The sequence below is a fragment of the Andreprevotia chitinilytica DSM 18519 genome (assembly GCF_000711875.1).
GTDB lineage: Bacteria > Pseudomonadota > Gammaproteobacteria > Burkholderiales > Chitinibacteraceae > Andreprevotia > Andreprevotia chitinilytica.
Genome location: NZ_JONM01000007.1, coordinates 41,354 through 58,214, shown reverse-complemented (window position 1 = coordinate 58,214; position 16,861 = coordinate 41,354). Strand labels below are relative to the sequence as shown.

13 protein-coding genes are annotated in these 16,861 nt (G+C 62.9%); 6 read left to right on the top strand and 7 right to left on the bottom strand.

Annotation, left to right across the window (positions count from 1 at the left end):
* Positions 1-200: 200 nt before the first annotated feature.
* The 6 genes from BR41_RS10840 to ribA all read left to right on the top strand — a co-directional run bounded on the left by BR41_RS10840 (position 201) and on the right by ribA (position 8,083).
* Positions 201-1,532 carry a DUF3999 domain-containing protein gene (locus BR41_RS10840; protein WP_035056171.1) on the top strand — a complete coding sequence of 444 codons (1,332 nt, stop codon included), beginning with the start codon at positions 201-203 and terminating at the stop codon, positions 1,530-1,532.
* A 205-nt stretch (positions 1,533-1,737) separates the two neighbouring features.
* On the top strand, positions 1,738-4,779 hold the full coding sequence (locus tag BR41_RS22915) for an EAL domain-containing protein (RefSeq protein ID WP_156970652.1): 3,042 nt from the start codon (positions 1,738-1,740) through the stop codon (positions 4,777-4,779).
* A gap of 87 nt (positions 4,780-4,866) precedes the next feature.
* Positions 4,867-6,201, top strand: a complete 1,335-nt coding sequence (locus BR41_RS10830; RefSeq protein WP_035056168.1) for an aminodeoxychorismate synthase component I — start codon at positions 4,867-4,869, stop codon at positions 6,199-6,201.
* The gene (gene pabC, locus BR41_RS10825) at positions 6,198-7,037 is read left to right on the top strand and encodes an aminodeoxychorismate lyase (protein ID WP_051710716.1); all 840 of its coding nucleotides are present in this window, start codon (positions 6,198-6,200) and stop codon (positions 7,035-7,037) included. Before BR41_RS10830 ends, pabC begins: the two co-directional genes overlap by 4 nt.
* Positions 7,028-7,351: a hypothetical protein gene (locus tag BR41_RS10820; RefSeq protein ID WP_156970651.1), complete on the top strand. Its 324-nt coding sequence runs from the start codon at positions 7,028-7,030 to the stop codon at positions 7,349-7,351. Before pabC ends, BR41_RS10820 begins: the two co-directional genes overlap by 10 nt.
* A gap of 129 nt (positions 7,352-7,480) precedes the next feature.
* Positions 7,481-8,083, top strand: a complete 603-nt coding sequence (ribA, locus tag BR41_RS10815) for a GTP cyclohydrolase II (RefSeq protein ID WP_035056162.1) — start codon at positions 7,481-7,483, stop codon at positions 8,081-8,083.
* A 190-nt stretch (positions 8,084-8,273) separates the two neighbouring features.
* Here the strand turns inward: ribA and BR41_RS10810 are convergent, their stop codons facing one another.
* From BR41_RS10810 to BR41_RS10775, 7 genes are all read right to left on the bottom strand, one after another.
* Positions 8,274-8,573: a HigA family addiction module antitoxin gene (locus BR41_RS10810; protein WP_035056159.1), complete on the bottom strand. Its 300-nt coding sequence runs from the start codon at positions 8,571-8,573 to the stop codon at positions 8,274-8,276.
* 9 nt (positions 8,574-8,582) lie between these two features.
* The gene (locus tag BR41_RS10805) at positions 8,583-8,861 is read right to left on the bottom strand and encodes a type II toxin-antitoxin system RelE/ParE family toxin (RefSeq protein ID WP_035056156.1); all 279 of its coding nucleotides are present in this window, start codon (positions 8,859-8,861) and stop codon (positions 8,583-8,585) included.
* A 62-nt stretch (positions 8,862-8,923) separates the two neighbouring features.
* Positions 8,924-10,579 (bottom strand): response regulator, encoded by a 1,656-nt coding sequence (locus BR41_RS22910; RefSeq protein WP_169741286.1) that lies wholly within the window; start codon positions 10,577-10,579, stop codon positions 8,924-8,926.
* A 201-nt stretch (positions 10,580-10,780) separates the two neighbouring features.
* Positions 10,781-11,872 carry a chemotaxis-specific protein-glutamate methyltransferase CheB gene (cheB, locus tag BR41_RS10790; RefSeq protein WP_211251721.1) on the bottom strand — a complete coding sequence of 364 codons (1,092 nt, stop codon included), beginning with the start codon at positions 11,870-11,872 and terminating at the stop codon, positions 10,781-10,783.
* 40 nt (positions 11,873-11,912) lie between these two features.
* A complete protein-coding gene (locus BR41_RS10785; protein WP_035056150.1) occupies positions 11,913-14,273 on the bottom strand; it encodes a hybrid sensor histidine kinase/response regulator in 2,361 nt (786 codons plus the stop codon).
* Positions 14,274-14,371: 98 nt separating this feature from the next.
* Entirely contained in the window at positions 14,372-16,144 is a 1,773-nt protein-coding gene (locus tag BR41_RS22905) for a sensor histidine kinase, YfiR-like protein-associated (protein WP_051710712.1), read from the bottom strand.
* Positions 16,145-16,154: 10 nt separating this feature from the next.
* On the bottom strand, positions 16,155-16,724 hold the full coding sequence (locus tag BR41_RS10775; RefSeq protein ID WP_051710710.1) for a TOL_0243 family YfiR-like periplasmic protein: 570 nt from the start codon (positions 16,722-16,724) through the stop codon (positions 16,155-16,157).
* Between the last annotated feature and the right edge of the window lie 137 nt (positions 16,725-16,861).

The window sequence follows — 16,861 nt, the reverse complement described above, 5'->3', positions numbered from 1 at the left end:
TAGACGCAGAGCCGGGTGAGAACACGGAGAAAAACAGGCTTTTGTAGGAGCGAGCTTGCTCGCGATGGCCATGTATCAATTAACGAAGCAATCGCGAGCAAGCTCGCTCCTACAAAGGGTTTCTCATTGTTCTCTGTGTACTCCGTGTTCTCTGTGTCTACAGGTTTGTCGTTGGTTTTAACGATTTTCAGGAAGGCCTAATGTCACGAATTCTGTTGCTTCTATCGCTGCTCGCTGTCCCAGCCTGGGCTGATTCCGTCGCTGATCCGCACAATTTTGCGCGGCATGCCGAGCTCAAGGTGACGAACAATGCCGCTGTCTACCAGCTCGATCTGCCGGCCGACGTCTACCGCTATGTCACCCGACCAGACTTGGGCGATGTGCGCGTGTTCAACGGTGCGGGCGAGCCGGTGCCGTATGCCTTGTCGGCGTTGCCGGCCGTGACCGAGGTCAGGCAGACGCCGGTATCGCTGCCGTTCTTCCCCCTGCCGCAAACGCCATCCGAAGACGGCGGAGTCGCAGTGACAGTGCAGGCCGGCACGGACGGCGCGCTGGTCTCGGTGAAGCAAGGCGACAAATCCAGCCACGGCGGCGGGCCGACGCAGCATTTCATTGTCGATGCGAGTCGTCTCAAGACCACGCTGGATTCGATCTCGCTGGAATGGCGCGAGGCCAGCTTCCAGGGCCGCGTGCAGATCGAAGCCAGTGATGACCTGCGCCAGTGGTATTCGCTGGCGAGTGCCGATGTCCTGCGGCTGGAGCAAGGCGGGCAGCAGCTCGATGTGCGCAAGATCGATCTCGGCGGCGTGCGGGCGCGTTATCTGAAGCTCAGCTGGCTTAGCCTGCCGCCGACGCTGCAAAGCGTGAGCGTCACCCCCAGTGCCACGCAGGTCGAAACCCGGCGCGTCTGGTTCGATGCCGGATCACTGGAGGTCGATGCCGCCAAGGGCGAGTACCGCTTCACCTCGCCGGCTGCCGCGCCGATTGATCGCATCCGCATCGGCTTGCCGCAACCCAATACGCTGGTCTCCGCTACCTTGCTGTCGCGTGGCGATGCGAACGATCACTGGCGCGAAGTAGTCCGCACCCAGCTCTATCGATTGCAGCGTCAGGGCGGCGAAGTCGTCTCTGGCCCGCTGACGCTCTGGCCCACCAGCCGCCGTGAATGGATGCTGCGTGTCGACACCCGTGGGGGTGGCTTGGGGCATGGCCAGCCGGATGTGCAATTGGGCTGGTTGCCGCAAAAGCTTACCTTCGTTGCTCGTGGCAATCCGCCGTTTACGCTGGCTTATGGTCAGCGTGGGCTGGAGAGCGCCGCCCAGCCCGCAGGATCGCTGCAGATCGGCGATACCAAGCCCACCGTCGCCGAAGTTGGCCCGCTGCAAGACGGCACGCCGCAACCCGAGCCGTTGGTCGCCCGGGAAACGCTGCGCCGCTGGGGCTTGTGGGCGGTGTTGATCGCCGCCGTGCTGGTACTGGGGCTGATGGCATGGCGCTTGGGCCGCAAGGTTGCGCCGCCGGATGCGCAATGACCGTGCGGCCAGCGCCGCATTGTCTTGCTTCACAGCGGACAAAGATCGTCTAGTCTCTGATTTACGCCGCGATGAAGTAACGATTCATCGTGCCGCCGATCGTCCCGCGGGCGATCACCTTGATTGATCCGAGCCGCTTCAGCGGATCCACGCCCTGCCAGATCACCGCAGGGCGCAGGGCGTGGCCGCGATTCGTGGGGGGGACGTGAACATACCGAACCGTTTACGCGATTTGAACGTCTTCGATCTGAAAATACGCACCCAGCTGGTCCTGGTGTTCACCGTGCTGCTTTTCTTGATGGCGACCATCAGCGGCGTGGCCGTCTATCAGATGCGTGTCTTGCACGATGAACGGGAAAAGGTCGTGCAAGGGACATTCGAGGCCCAGCGCGAACTGGACCCGTTCGATCGGGTATTGCTGGCGCAACAGGGCATCAACCTGGTCAACGAGAATGCACGGCGGGCATTCGAACTCTTCATCATCGCCAACCGCGCAGTCGTCGATCGGCAGCAATTCGAACAGGTTTTCGCCCAGCAACGCGAAACGACCCGGCAAATCACCGCCATCTACAAGAAATTCGAAACCACGCTGCGTACAGAGCAGGAACGCAAGTCCTTTCACGCCATCGTCGATGCCCGTGCGGATTACGTAGCGACCCGCACGCGGATCGAGAAAACGCTGGCCGCCGGTCATTCCGAAGAGGCCCTGGATGGCCTGCAGCATCAGGTGCTGCCGAGGCTTGCCGTGTATCTCAATGCCTGGCATGCCTTGATCGAGCTGGAAAGAAGTCTGGCGGTCAGTGCCGAACGGGATGCGACGGCGACTTACCAGGGCGCCAGGGATTTCATGTTGCTGCTGCTGGGCGTGTCCGTGGTGTTTGCCGGACTGATGGCGTTCAGCGTCACTCGCCATGTCACCACGTCGCTGCGGGAGATCGGCGACGGCGCCCGGCGGATTGCCGGCGGCGATTTCAACTTCCGCATTCCGGTATCCAGGCGTGACGAGATTGGCGAGGCGACGCAATCCTTCAACAAGATGGCGGATGAACTGAATGACGGTTATGGCAAATTGCTGGCCTATCAAGGTGAGCTGGAAGACCGCTCCAGAGCGTTGACCGAGTCCAACGCCGGCTTGCGCGCCGAGATCGATCTCCGCCACGAGGCAGAACAGCGCCTGCGCATCTATGCACAGGTGGTCGGCAGCACCAGTCATGGCGTGCTGATTTCCACCATCGGGCACGTTGTCACCGACGTGAATCAGGCTTATCTGGACATCACCGGCTATCGGCGGGAAGAAGTGATCGGCACACGGCTGCTGGAGCATGCCACCCAACCCGGCGAGGAATCTCCCGATCCTGACTGGCGCGAGCAACTCGCGGCGCGGGGCAACTGGAGCGGCGAATTGCTGCTGAGCCGTAAGAACGGCGAACCGATGCCTTGTCTGGCGACCTTCAACGAAGTGCTGGAAGACGGCGGGCAACATGCCAGCCATCTGGTCGGCATCTGCAATGACATCTCCTCGATCCGCCAGCACGAAGCCGCGCTGGAATACCAGGCCACGCATGACGCGCTGACGGGCCTGCCCAATCGTGCGCTATTGCTGGACCGGCTGAACTGGGCGATCAGCCGCTCGGCGCGAGACCACAAGCGCCTGGCGGTGATGTTCATCGATCTGGACAAATTCAAGTTCATCAACGATTCGCTCGGGCATGGCGCGGGCGACGAGCTGCTGGTTGCCGTTGCGCAGCGGCTCACCGAGACCATCCGCGAGTGCGATACCACCGCCCGGCTGGGGGGCGACGAATTCGTGGTGCTGGTCGATCAGGTCGATGACGAGCAATCGGTATCGCGGCTGGCGCAGCGGATCATTCCGGCGCTGGCCGCCCCGGTGCGTCTGGGCGGCGAGGAACGTTCGATCACCTGCAGCCTGGGCATCAGCACCTACCCGGAAGACGGCAGCGATGCGGAAGTCCTGATGAAGAACGCCGATATCGCGATGTACCGGGCGAAGGAATCGGGGCGCAACAACTTCCAGTTCTTCCGGCAGGAAATGCAGGTGCGCCTGGGCGAGCGCTTGAGCCTGGAGCGCCAGCTGCACCGCGCGCTCGACCGCGACGAGTTCATGCTGCATTACCAGCCGCAGGTTGATTTGCGCAGCGGCAAGATCGTCGGGCTGGAAGCATTGATCCGCTGGCAATCGCCGGAGCTGGGCCTGGTCGCCCCGGCCCGGTTCATTCCGTTCGCGGAAGAGAGCAACCTGATCCATGGTATCGGCGAATGGGTGCTGGGCAAGACCTGCCACAGCATCCGCGCCTGGGAGCAGCATGGCGTGCCCGTCGTGCCGGTGTCCGTCAACGTCTCCGCCTCGCAGTTTGCCCAGCAGCGCATTGATCGCCTCGCGCAGCAGGCGCTGCAATCGACCGGCGTCAACGCGAAGTATCTGGAGCTGGAGCTGACCGAGAGTGTCTCGATGGTCGATCCGGAGGCCACCATCGGCTTGATGCATCGCCTGAAAGACCTCGGCGTATCGCTGTCGATCGACGACTTCGGCACGGGTTATTCGAACCTGTCGTACCTGAAGCGCTTTCCGGTTGACCGGCTCAAGATCGATCAGTCGTTCGTGCGCGGCTTGGCGACCGGGCCGGAGGAGCAGGCGATTTCGGCGGCCGTGATCGGGCTGGCGCATGCCTTGGGCTTGCGGGCGCTGGCCGAAGGCGTGGAAACGGAAAGCCAGCTGCGGCTGTTGTCGATGCTGGGCTGCGATGAATTCCAGGGCTTCTGTTTCAGTCACCCGGTCGCGGAAGCGGACGCCATCGCGCTGCTGCTGAATGGCGCGCGTTTCAGCCCGGAGGGCATCGGGCGAGCGCCCTACAAGCGTACGGTCTTGCTGGTCGATGACGAACCGGGCGTGCGCGCCAGCCTGCGGCGCATGCTCAAGGGCGAAGCGCTGGAGCTGCTGGAGGCGGAGAGCGCTGCCGCTGCCTATGACCTTCTCGCGGCACACGAAGTCGGCATCATCCTGTCGGACTACTGGATGCCGGGCGAGGATGGCGTGACCTTCCTGTCGAAAGTGCGGCAGATGTACCCGAAGACCATCCGTATCCTGCTGACCGGCTCGACCAGCCCGGATACCTTCACCACGGCCATCAACCGCGGCGAGATTTTCCGTTTTCTGACCAAGCCGTGGGATGAAGCAGAGGTGCGCAATACCCTGCGCGAAGCGGTGCAGCGCTACGAGCAGGTTTGATTGGCGGGGCCGAATCGCCCGGTGGTGCTCACACGTCGTAACGGCTGCAACCGCAAGCGGTAGGCCCGAGCTTGGTACAATCGCGCCATGCCGTTGAAATATCTCGATTCCGTCCCCGATTTGCCCGCACTGGCCGCCGCTTGCCCGGCGGCCTTTCCCGGTCTATTGCAATCATCTAGCACCTCGCAGTCATCCAGCGTTCCGTCATCCGGTGCGCAACCGTCTGGAATGGCAAGTTGGGACGTCCTGTTCGCGCTACCGCAGGCGCGGCGCGTCTATCGCCATGCCGAGATGGCCGAATTCCTGGCCGATCTCGATACCTTGCCGGTTCACGCTGGTGAAACGCATGAATTGCCCTTCCTCGGTGGCTGGCTGGTTTACGCCGGTTACGAACTGCTGGAAGCCTTCGAGCCCAGCGTGCCGGCACGCAACGATGAAACCTTCCCGGTAGCTACATTGATCCGCTGCCCGGCCGCCGTGATCGTCGATCGCGCTGCGCAAGCTGCGTGGCTGGTGGCTGAGACGGATGCCCAACTGGCTGAGCTGGGCGAACTTCTTGCCGCCGCGCCAGCATGGATCGCCAGCGACGTGACGGTCGCTACCGTGACCGAAGATGCGCCGCAGGCGTTCCTCGATGGCGTGCTCAAGTGCAAGGACTACATCGTCGAAGGCGACGTGTTCCAGGTGAACCTGTCGCGCGCTTGGCAAGTCACGCTTGCGGCCGGCGGCCCGCACGATCTTTATGCGCGGCTGCGTGCCGCCAACCCGGCGCCGTTCTCCGCCTTGCTGGACCTGGGCGAGCATCAGGTCGTCAGCTCGTCGCCGGAACGTTTGGTGAAGGTGGCTGGCGGCGTGGTCGAAACGCGGCCGATCGCCGGCACGCATCCGCGAGGCGCCACGCCCGAGGAAGACGAAGCGCTCAAGCGCAAGCTCATCAACACGGTGAAAGAGCGGGCTGAGCACATCATGCTGGTCGATCTGGAACGCAACGACCTCGGCCGCATCGCCGTGCCCGGCACCGTGGAAGTCGACGAGCTGATGGCCGTGGCCAGCTACGCCTTCGTGCACCATATCGAATCCAACATCCGCGCCCGATTGCAGCCGGGCACGACGGTACGGCAGGTGCTGCGCGCCCTGTTCCCCGGCGGCACCATCACCGGCTGCCCCAAGGTGCGTTGCATGCAGATCATCCGCGAACTGGAAGACGCGCCGCGCGCGGCCTATACCGGTAGCCTTGGCTATGTCGGCCTTGATGGCCGCATGGATTTCAACATTCTGATCCGGAGCTTTATGCAGACTGGGCAACAGCTTTATTTCCGCGCTGGCGCGGGCATCGTCGCCGATTCCGATCCCGAACGGGAACTGCAGGAAACCCGCCACAAGGCCCGTGGCCTGTTGCGCGCGCTGGGGGTGGCCGGATGATTTTGCGCCTGGTCAACGGTGTGGCAAGCGATACGGTGAACCTCGCCGATCGCGGTTTCCAGTTTGGTGATGGCGTGTTCCGCACGCTGAAAATGGTCGATGGCAAAGTGCCGTTCTGGCTGCGCCACCTCGACAAACTCACGCACGATGCCGCGATACTCGGCATCGAAGCGCCCTCCGCCAAGGAATGGCGGGCCGATATCGCCGTGCTGCGCGCCCAAGGCGTGCGTGATGCGGCGCTCAAGTTCGTCGTCACCCGTGGCGAATCCCTGCGCGGTTATGCCGTGCCGGACGTGATCAAGCCGAATCGCGTCGTGCAGGCCACGCCGCTGCCGCAATACCCGGCCGGATTGCATGAGGATGGCGCAGTCGTGCGCTGGTGCGATACGCGAGCGAGCTGGCAACCCAAGCTGGCGGGCATCAAGCACCTGAACCGGCTCGACAACGTGCTGGCGCGCAACGAATGGCACGACCCGGCCATCTTCGAGGGCCTGATCAGCGATCGCGACGGTGCCGTGCTCGAAGGCACCATGAGCAATATCCTGCTGCTGGAAGGCAAGATGCTGGTCACGCCCAAGCTGGAGACGGCCGGTGTGGCCGGCGTGATGCGCGATGTGGCCTTTGCCGCTGCCGCTACGCTGGGCTGGCAGGTGAACGAAATCCACATCACCCCCGAGCGCCTGCTGCGCGCCAGTCGTCTGTGGCTGTGCAATAGCCTGGCGGGCCCGGTGCCCGTGCGTGAGCTGGCCGGCCGGCATTGGGAGCCGCACGCCAACGACATGCAGTTCGTACACGCCATCAAACAATTAGAAGAGGATGAAACCGAATGTTTCTAAGTACGACCGCCACCCATAAAGCCACCCTCATGCTCGCCGCCCTGCTCGTCTGCGGTGCAGTGCAGGCCGAGGAATACTACAAGGCCGATCCGGCCAAGATGGCGCAACTGGAAGCGCAGCGCTGCAGCAAGCTGTATCGCGACGGGCAAGTGATCCGCACCCGGCTTGGCTCCGGCATCAATCACGATTACGACGTCGTGAAAATGAAAAAACGCTTGTCCGAAATCGACTATGACTTCGGCAAATACTGCACCAACTGGCAGCCGCCAGCGACACCCGTGCCGCCGACCCCGGCGACCAAGCACAAGCGCTAATTGCGCTGCGGGGTTTTAAGGCGTCAAATTCATATTGTTGAAACAGCTAAGGAAGGGCTTGCGTTGCCGTGATACGTCCCCATGTGGGGAGCATATCCAGCATGCGTGGTGCCCCCATTGAACTCAGCCTTGAACCCGAACACCCTGATTGAAAAAGCCGGCGTGGCCCGGCTGCCGACCCCGCATGGGGTATTTACCGCGCACGCCTATCGGGCGCTGAAAGACGGTGTCGAGCATCTGGCCGTCACCATGGGCGAACCGGCTGGCGAGGCCACCTTGGTGCGTTTGCATTCCGAATGCCTGACCGGCGATGTGTTTGGCAGCCTGCGCTGCGATTGCGGCGAGCAGCTGGCGCTTGCCTTGGAAAGCATCGCTGCAGAAGGCCGTGGCGTGTTGTTGTATCTGCGTGGCCAGGAAGGGCGCGGCATCGGTCTGGCCCACAAGATTCGGGCCTACGCGCTGCAAGATGAAGGGCTCGATACCGTCGATGCCAATGCAGCACTTGGCTTGCCGATCGATTCCCGCAGCTACGAAATGGCCGCCGCCATGCTGCACGATCTCGGCGTGACGTCGGTGCGGCTGATGAGCAACAACCCGAAGAAAATCGCCGCCCTCGAAGCGGCCGGCCTCAAAGTCGCCGAGCGTGTGCCGCACGCGGTCGAAGCCAACGCGGAAAACCGTTATTACCTCGCCACCAAGCGCAAGCGGATGGGGCATTTGCTCAAGCCTTGAGCTGGCGTGGCGGTAAAGCGCATTCCAATCAAAACGCCCCGGTTTTAGCCGGGGCGTTTTGTATTTGCAATTCGTAGGCGCAATTCCCGCAGGGCATTGCGCCGGACAGCGTAGTTAGGGAAGGTGCGGCGTAATGCGTTTTGCTGAGCGAATCATAGATTCGCACGCGACGGGGATTACACCCTACTGGCTAGTGTGCCGATTTGACCGTGTGGCGGGTGATTGCCGGACGGGGGTGTTGCTCTGCCTGCCATAGATCGTAGGCAAGCTGCCCCTTGAGCCAGCTTTCGGCACTGGGGCCGTCCAGCCATTGTTCCAGCCGTAGTGCCAGATCAATGCTGATGCCGGCGTTGCCGTTCAGAACCCGCGATAGCGTTACGCGGTTGATGCCAAGCTCTGCGGCGGCTTGCGTGACCGAGAGGCCCAAGGCGGGCAGCACATCCTCCCGCAAGGTTTCACCCGGATGGGGTGGGTTAAACATACGCGTCATCATCGTTTCCTAGTGATAGTCCTGGTAATCGACCAGCACGGCGTCTTCGCCCTCGAAGCGAAACGTCATGCGCCAGTTGCCATTCACCGTGACGGAAAAATGGCCTGCCAGATCGTGGCTCAACGCATGCAAACGCCAGCCTGGCATATTCATATCGGAGGGAGATGTAGCGTCATTCAGCTGCCGCAACTGCCGCGCCAACTTGCTGGCGTGGTCGGGGCGGATGCCCGCCTTGCTTCCGGTTTCGAAGAAAGCTTGCAAACCCTTGTGATTGAAATGCTTGATCATGCCTGCGATTGTAGTTTGTAGCGCCTCACGCTACAACCCGGAGGGCCGACGCCCAACCCGCCCTACGGCGCCGTCGGCCCCGCCACCTTCCCCGGCAACGCAAAATAAAACGACGCTCCTTTGCCGACTTCCCCTTCCGCCCAGACCCGGCCGCCGTGCCGGACGATCACGCGTTGCACGTTGGCGAGGCCGATGCCGGTGCCGGGGAATTCGTCGACGTGGTGCAAGCGCTGGAACACGCCGAACAGCTTGTTGCTGTAGCGCATGTCGAACCCGGCGCCGTTGTCGCTGACCTTGTAGACCAGCTCCGGCCCGACGGTTTCCGCGCTGATGGTGACCACCGGCCCGGCTTGTTTGCCGCTGTATTTGATCGCGTTCGAGATCAGGTTGACCCATACCTGCCGGATCAGCGCCGCGTCGCCATTGGCTTTGGGCAGCGGGCCGATTTCCAGCTGAACGGGGCGGCTGTCGGGGGTGTTCTGCAATTCGTCGAAGACTTCCTGGGCCTGGGCTGTCATGTCGATGGCTTGCGGCCGGATCGAGACCGACCCGAGACGGGAGAACGACAGCAGATCGTTGATCAGCTGGCCCATCTTGTGACTGTTCTCGCGGATCACATGCAGCATCCGGCTGCCTTCCGGGCCGAGCTGGCTGTCTTTGGCCCGCTCCAGCATGCCGGCAAAGCCATCGATGGCGCGCAGCGGCGAGCGCAGATCGTGCGAGACCGAATAGCTGAAGCTTTCCAGCTCCTTGTTGGCGTATTCGAGCTGGGTGGCGCGCTGTTCCAGTCTCGATTGCAACTTGACGCGATCCAGCGCGACGGCGACGCCGTTGGCGATCAGGTCGAGCGCTTTCAGGTCTTCCGTGCCGGGGATGCTGCCGATGACTGGCAGCACATTCAGGGTGCCCAGGCATTGTTTGCCAACGATGAGCGGCACCATGATCGGCTCCGGCATGCCGGCGGCGGGTGTCAGAGGTTCGCCCAGACCTTCGCGGCTGCCGCCGTAGGCGTCGGCAAGCTCGACCCAGCCGCCGCTGAAGCAGGGCAGCATCGAGATGCCCTGCAGCGCGTGCTGGCAGACGCCGGCGCTGGTCGAAACATGGTTCATGCCTTCCGCGATGCGATACAGCGAGAGCAACACCTGGTTGGAGCGTGCAATTTCGCGATGCCGCTCCTGCAGCTCGTCGTTCATGCGGATCGCTTCTTCATAGGTCGATACCAGCAAGTCGATGATCTGTTCGCGGTCGGAGGTGATGAAGTGCTTCTTGCCGTCGAGATACAGCTCCATCCCCATCCGCACGCGGCCCGTGCTGCGCAGCTTGTTGTTGAGCAGGATGTAGTTGACGCGGGAGAGCAGGATCGCCGGGTCATAGGGTTTGCGCAGGAAGTTGTCCGCGCCGCATTCCAGGCTCTTGGCGATGTCCTGCAGCCCGCTGAGCGAGGTCACGATCACCACCGGGATGTCCTTGAGGACTTCGTCGGCCTTGATCGCTGCGCACAGCTGGTAGCCATCCATCTCCGGCATGACCACATCGGTGATGACCATGGTCGGCCGCTTGGCGCGGAGCATCTCCAACGCCTGCCTGCCGTTGCGGGCGGCTTCGACGGTATAGCCCTGCTGTTCGAGCAGAAAGCGCAATTGCTCGGCCTGCGTGGCGCTGTCTTCCGCGATCAGGATGGTGGTGTCTTTGGCCGCATCCGCGGTTTTCTTGTTCATGAAGGATTCCTTGCCTGTATCGCCCATGCTGTCATCCATTTCTAAGAGCCTGTTTATGATCGCTTGCAAACAGGTTTTCTCCCCTCGCCCACTTGTGGGAGAGGGGGTGAGGGTTGTGCCAATTGCATCGACCTTTGCACGCACCCTCTCCCTAACCCTCTCCCACAAGTGGGCGAGGGGACAAAAGATCGTAAACAGGCTCTAACGACCCGTGGTCACCAGCCGTCGCAGCGCGGCGGCGATCATGTCTGGCGCGAGAACGTAATTGGCACCGCCGAGCTTGACCGCTTCGCCCGGCATGCCGAACACCACGGCACTTTCCTTGTCCTGCGCGATGGTCACCGCGCCGGTCTCTTTCATTTGTAGCAACTCCTGCGCGCCATCCCGCCCCATGCCGGTGAGCAATACCCCGGCGGCGGTGCCCTGATACACCTCGGCCACCGAGCGGAACAGGCAGGAGACGGAAGGCCGCAGCCCATGTTCGGGCGGGTCGTTGGTCAGTGCGATGGTTTCCAGCGCGCAGACGCGCATGTTGCAGTGGTCCGGCGCGAGGTAGACGGTGCCGGCGCGCAAGGGTTCGCGATGCTGGGCGACCCGTACCGGAAAGCCGGTGGTGCTCGCCAGCCATTGGGCGAAGCCGACTGCAAAGCCCGCCGAAATGTGCTGCACCAGCACGATCGGCACCGGGAAATCCGCTGGCAATTGCGAAAAAATGGTTTGCAGCACCATCGGGCCACCCGTGGAGGCGCCGATGGCGACGATGCGGATGGGGCGATCGCCACTGGGCAGGCTGACGGGTGGGCTGGTGGCTGGCGTGGCCGGTGTCTTTGCCGCCCTTTGCGGCCAACGCCGAACCACATTCACCTCGGACATCAACTTGATGGTCTGCAGCAGATTGCCAACGTCCGCTTCAAACCCCGCCAGCCCGATGCCGACCGGCCGCGCCAGTACGGCCAGCGCTCCGGCATCCAGCGCGCTAAAGGTGGCGGCGACTTCGCCGGGAATCTCCACGGCGGTCACCATCACGATGCGGGTCGGGCAGGATTCCATGATGCGGCGCGTGGCGCCAAAGCCATCCAGCCCCGGCATATGGATATCCATGGTGATCACGTCCGGCTTGAGCTTGGCCGCCATCTCCACCGCCTGCTCGCCGCTGCTGGCCACGCCGATGACCTGAATGGCCGGGTCGGTATTGAGCACGTAGACCAGCAGCTCGCGTGCCGACGGCGAGTCGTCAACAACCAGCACGCGGATCATGGCGCGTGCTGCAGTTGCCGGTTCAGGTTCGTACATCAGCATGGTTCCATCCGGGGGCGGAGACCGCTGGGGCTGCTCATATGAGTCTCCGGATCACATCCAGCAAATTGCTCTGATCAAAACTGCTTTTCACAATATAGGCCGATGCGCCGACGTCGATGCCCCGTTCGCGGTCTTCGCGTGAATCGAGCGCGGTAACCAGGATGACCGGCAACTCCTTGAGGCGCGCCTCTTGCCGGATGCGGGCAGTCAGGTCGAAGCCATCCATGCGCGGCATTTCCACATCCGACACCACCAGCTCGAAGGTTCCGGTGCGCAACGAGGTCAGCGCATCGATGCCGTCGACCGCCGTGGTGACGTCGTAGCCGGCGGATTCGAGGATGTTCTTCAGTAGCGAGCGCGAGGTGATCGAGTCTTCGACCACCAGCAGCGGGCGGCGCGTGGCGGGGGCGGCTTCGGTATCCGCCACTTGGGTCGGGGCGAGCTTGATCGCCGATTTCAACAGATCCGGCACATTCAGGATCGGCACCACCCGCCCGGCATCGAGCAAGGTCGCCGCTGACACATTGCGCACCCGCACCAATTGCGGGCCGAGGCTTTTCACCAGCACTTCCTGATCGCCCACGATGTCGTCGACGACGAAGGCAATGTGTCGTGCCGCAGCGCTCAGCACGACCACCTGCAGCCATTGCGTTGCTGGCTCGCGGGGTAGCCCCAGCACATCGGCCAGCCACGCCAGCGCGACGGATTGCCCGGCGAATTCGAAGGTTTCCCGCCCCTCCACGGTGCTGATCGTGGTCTGCTCGATGCGCAGCACGCGCTCGACGTTGACCGATGGCAATACGAACTGGCGGTCGCCCACGGCGATCAACAGCCCGCGGAACGTGGCCAGCGTGGTCGGCAAGATGATGCGGAAGGTGGCCCCGGATTGTGGCGGCGAACTCACCTCGATTTGCCCGCCGAGCTTTTCCACCTTCTCGCGCACGATGGCCAGCCCGAGGCCTCGGCCGGAGATATTGGTGATGATCGGGCTGGTCGAGAGACCCGATTCAAACAGCAGGTCGTAGTTGGCGCGCTCGTTGTCGGCGTTGTCCGGCACCGGCAGGCCGAGTCGTTCAGCCGCCTGGCGCACTTGGGGCAGCCGGATGCCGCCGCCATCGTCGGAAATCGTCAGCACGATCTTGCTGCCTTCCTGCGCGCTGACGGCGATGCTGATGTTGCCCTGCGCCGGCTTGCCGCTGCGTTTGCGCTCCTCCGCCTTTTCGATGCCGTGGTCGACGGCATTGCGCATCATGTGGATCAGCGGGTCCTTGATGTGCTCCAGGATGCGGCGGTCGATCTCGATGGCGGCGCCACTGATATGCAACGCCACTTCCTTGCCGCTGGCCTTGGCCTGATCGCGGACCAGCTTGGGGAACAGTTCCAGCAGCGATGAGAACGGCAGCATCAGGGCCTGCTTCATGTTGTCGAGCAAACTATCCACCCGGCCCGCTGCGGCGCGGTTTTCCTGTTGCGCGGTGGCGACCAGATGCAGCGCTTGTTCCTCGATGCCTTTAACGCGCCAATCATCCTGCTCCATCGCCTCCAGCAACTTGTCGATCTGTGTCTGCCGCCGCGCAAAGTCGTGATAGGGCGTGGATTGGGGGCTGGGTGAGGTAGGCGCGCCGGACTGGAACGGCGACTGCCGGTCGGCGCGTTGCCAGCCGCGCCGCAGGGCACGGGTTTCACGCGTGAGCTTGTTCCAGTCCTTGCGCCAGGCGGCGATTTCATTGCCCAAATGCGTCAACTCGCCCAGCAGATGGCTGGAGCCGAACTTGAGCGCCAGCAGCTCCTCGGCCAGATTCATCAATGCCCCCAGCCGGGCGGCGGAGATACGGAGTGTTTCGCTGGGTGGGGCAGCGGGCTTGCCGTCATCGGCTGCCTTGGGCGTCGCGGCAGGCTTGGGTGGGGGCGGCGTTGGCACGGGGGCCGGGGGAGCCTCGACCTCAGGCGCGGCGGGTGCGGCTGCTACTGGCGGCGGGCTGCGTTTGGCGGCGGGTGTCTTCGGCGGGGAAGGCTGCGCAGGGGCAGGCTTGCGCGCTGTTTCACCGGGTGCCAGGGCCGGGGCGCTGAGCAAGCGGGTGACTTCATTCACGCCGCGGTGCAACTCGTCGAACACGGCTGCCGACAACATCATCTGACCATGCTTGAGTGACGACAGCATGCTCTCCATGCTCTGGCAGCAAGCTTCCACATCTTCCTGCCCGACCGCGCGCGCCGCGCCCTTGAGGCTGTGCGCCTCACGGAACAGTGATTCGATCAGCGCCGCCTGCTCGTCGCCGGTTCTGGTTTGCTCCAGCACCAGCAGTTGCGTGCTCAAGGTCTGCAGATGTTCGTCGGCTTCGATCTTGAACGTCGCCAGCAAGCGCTTGAGAAAGGATTCTTCGTTCTCTGCCATGGTCGCCCTTTGGGCGTGAGGTGAGAGGAGTGAGGTGTAAGGGGGTGTTGTTGTTCCTACCCCTCACGCCTTACTCCTCACCCCTCACGCCTCATCATTCACACCTGATACCGCCCCAACATATCCTTCAACTTCTGCCCTAGCCCATGCAGGTTCTGCGCGGCGGTTTCTGCACCCTTGGAGCTGGCCAGGTTCTGTGCGCCAGCCACGCGGATGTTGTCCATCGCCTGCGCCAGTTGATCCATGCCTGCCAATTGCTGCTGCGCCGATACGGCAATCTGCGTGGCGGACTGGGCGCTGTCGGCGATGCTTTCCGACAGCACGCGGATGGCCTCGCCGGCCTCGTTCGATTGCTTGAGCCCGCTCTCCACCGCCTTGCCGCCTTGTTCGGTCGCCAGCACCGCGCCGTTGGTGGCCTTCTGGATTTCGCCCAGAATGCCGCGCACCTGCACCGTTGCCTGCTTCGATTGTTCGGCCAGGCTCTTGACCTCTTGCGCCACCACGGCAAAGCCCTTGCCCTGCTCGCCCGCCTTGGCCGCTTCGATCGAGGCATTCACCGCCAACAGATTGGATTGCTCGGCCAGATCGTTGACGGTGGCGATGATTTCGCCGATGGCCTGCGTTTGCTCGGACAACCGCATGATGCTGTCGGCGATCAGGGCCATTTGATCGTGGATGCGCTGCATGCCATCGATGACCTCGTCGACTGCCTTGCGGCCGGTTTGCGAGACCTGTGCCGCACGTTGTGCGGCTTCAGATACGGCTTTGGCCTTCTGGCTGGACACCAGCGCGGTTTGCTTCACTTCATCGAGCGTGACGGTTGTTTCGCTGACCACGGCCGCCGCCTGCGCCGCGCCGGAGGCGACCTGGCTGGTGCCGGTGAGGATGGTGCTGGCCGAGACCGCCAGTACATCGACCCCCTCGGAGAGTTCGCTATTCACGCCGCGCAAGGTGTCCACCATGGTGGCGAGCGCCTTGCCCAACTCGTCCTGCTCTGATTGCAGCATCACCTTGACGGTCAGGTTGCCGGCGGCGATCTCTTTGGCGACGGCGGCTTTTTCCTGCAGGCTGGCCGCCATCGCGGCAAAGGCGTTGCCCAGCACGTCGTGGCACGATTGCGGCGTGACCTGCACCGCCAGATCCCCCTTGGCGATCCGGCTGGCGATGGCCGCTTTCTCTTGCAGCGATTCGGCCATCTGGCGGAATTTCTCTTCCAGAAAGCCAATCTCGTCCTTGCGTGGCTGCGTGGCGGGCAAGACCACGATCTCCCCGGCGGCCACCTGCCGCGCAGCTTCGGCCATCTGGCGGATCGGCTCGGTAATGGCCGCATGCAGCCGCCGCGATAGCGGCAACGTGATCAACAACGAGCCGATCATGACCAGCAAGATGATGCCGCCGTAACGCGTCAGCCGGGCCGCCAGGGATTCGGTCGTCATGCGCAGGTAGACCGTGCCCAATTGGCGCGTGCCCTCGAACACCGGCTGGAACAGCACCAGCTCGTCGTCCTCGAAACGCTGGCCCGGCGATTCGGCATGCGTGGGCAAGGGGTGGGCCGGGCCGTTGGTGCGGGTATAGCTGCTGAAGGGTGAGCCATCCGCTGCGTAGAGGCCGGCGGTGGCGATATCCGTATTGGCTTTGAGTGCGTTCAGCGATTCCTGGGCGGCCTTGGGGTCGTTGAACAGCAGCGAGGCGGAAACGCTCGCGGCAAGGATCTCCGCCTGCACCGCGCCTTCCCGCGTCTTTTGCGCCCGGTAAGCCGCTACGTCGTAGATGACGATGATCGTGCCGGCCAGCAATAGCGCGATTGCACTCGCCAGGAAGGTGATCAGCATCAATTTGCGGCTGATGGGGATGTCGGTTAACCAACGCATGGTCGCCTCCCTAACGCCTTGGCTTGACGTTGACGGCCAGGCTCAACAACTTGGAGCTGATGGTCAGGCCATTCTGGGCTGCTGCCTCGTCATCGATATCGAAGCGCACGCGGTTGTCCTTGATCACGAAATTGATGATCCCGCCGCGACCCTCGGCCACGATCAAGGCCCCGTTGCCGCGCAAGCTCTCTACCAGTTGGGCGGGGTTGTTGCTGGCGTAAACGATGTGGCACCCCGAATCCCGCCCGACTGTTTTCAGGCGTCGCACCGTGATCGGCCGGCTGCCGATTTTCTGGCCGTTGACGGCCTCGTCCAACACCGGGCCGAACGGATCATCGCCGACCACGCAGAGATTGATGGCGCTGCTGGATGAGGCGAAGGATGCGCTGGGCCATTCGACGAAAAAGCCGAACTTGTAGAGATAGGCGGCTTTGATGGCGTATTCGGATTCGGCGGCTTGGGCGGTGGGGGCGATGCTGAATGCTACGGCGATGAGCAGGGTTAGCCTGAACAGCTGCCGCTGCAGTTGCCTTTGATTCCCCCCTTTTCGAAGGGGGGCTAGGGGGGATTTCTGCGGCATCTCAATTTGCAATGACGTCGAAATCCTCTGGCTGGGCGAATCAATAGATTCGCACGCGCACAATCCCCCTTTGCCGTGCGAATTTTCCAATTCGCCCAGGCATAAAAGGGGGAGGCTAAGATCCGCAGCGCACAAGT

Coding starts and splice junctions, on each gene's coding strand:
- BR41_RS10830 (WP_035056168.1), top strand. CDS start 4,867: ATGCCGTTGAAATATCTCGATTCCGTCCCCGATTTGCCCGCACTGGCC.
- BR41_RS10805 (WP_035056156.1), bottom strand. CDS start 8,861: ATGATCAAGCATTTCAATCACAAGGGTTTGCAAGCTTTCTTCGAAACC.
- BR41_RS10785 (WP_035056150.1), bottom strand. CDS start 14,273: ATGGCAGAGAACGAAGAATCCTTTCTCAAGCGCTTGCTGGCGACGTTC.
- BR41_RS10810 (WP_035056159.1), bottom strand. CDS start 8,573: ATGACGCGTATGTTTAACCCACCCCATCCGGGTGAAACCTTGCGGGAG.
- BR41_RS22905 (WP_051710712.1), bottom strand. CDS start 16,144: ATGCGTTGGTTAACCGACATCCCCATCAGCCGCAAATTGATGCTGATC.
- BR41_RS10840 (WP_035056171.1), top strand. CDS start 201: ATGTCACGAATTCTGTTGCTTCTATCGCTGCTCGCTGTCCCAGCCTGG.
- pabC (WP_051710716.1), top strand. CDS start 6,198: ATGATTTTGCGCCTGGTCAACGGTGTGGCAAGCGATACGGTGAACCTC.
- cheB (WP_211251721.1), bottom strand. CDS start 11,872: ATGTACGAACCTGAACCGGCAACTGCAGCACGCGCCATGATCCGCGTG.
- BR41_RS10775 (WP_051710710.1), bottom strand. CDS start 16,724: ATGCCGCAGAAATCCCCCCTAGCCCCCCTTCGAAAAGGGGGGAATCAA.
- BR41_RS22910 (WP_169741286.1), bottom strand. CDS start 10,579: ATGAACAAGAAAACCGCGGATGCGGCCAAAGACACCACCATCCTGATC.
- BR41_RS10820 (WP_156970651.1), top strand. CDS start 7,028: ATGTTTCTAAGTACGACCGCCACCCATAAAGCCACCCTCATGCTCGCC.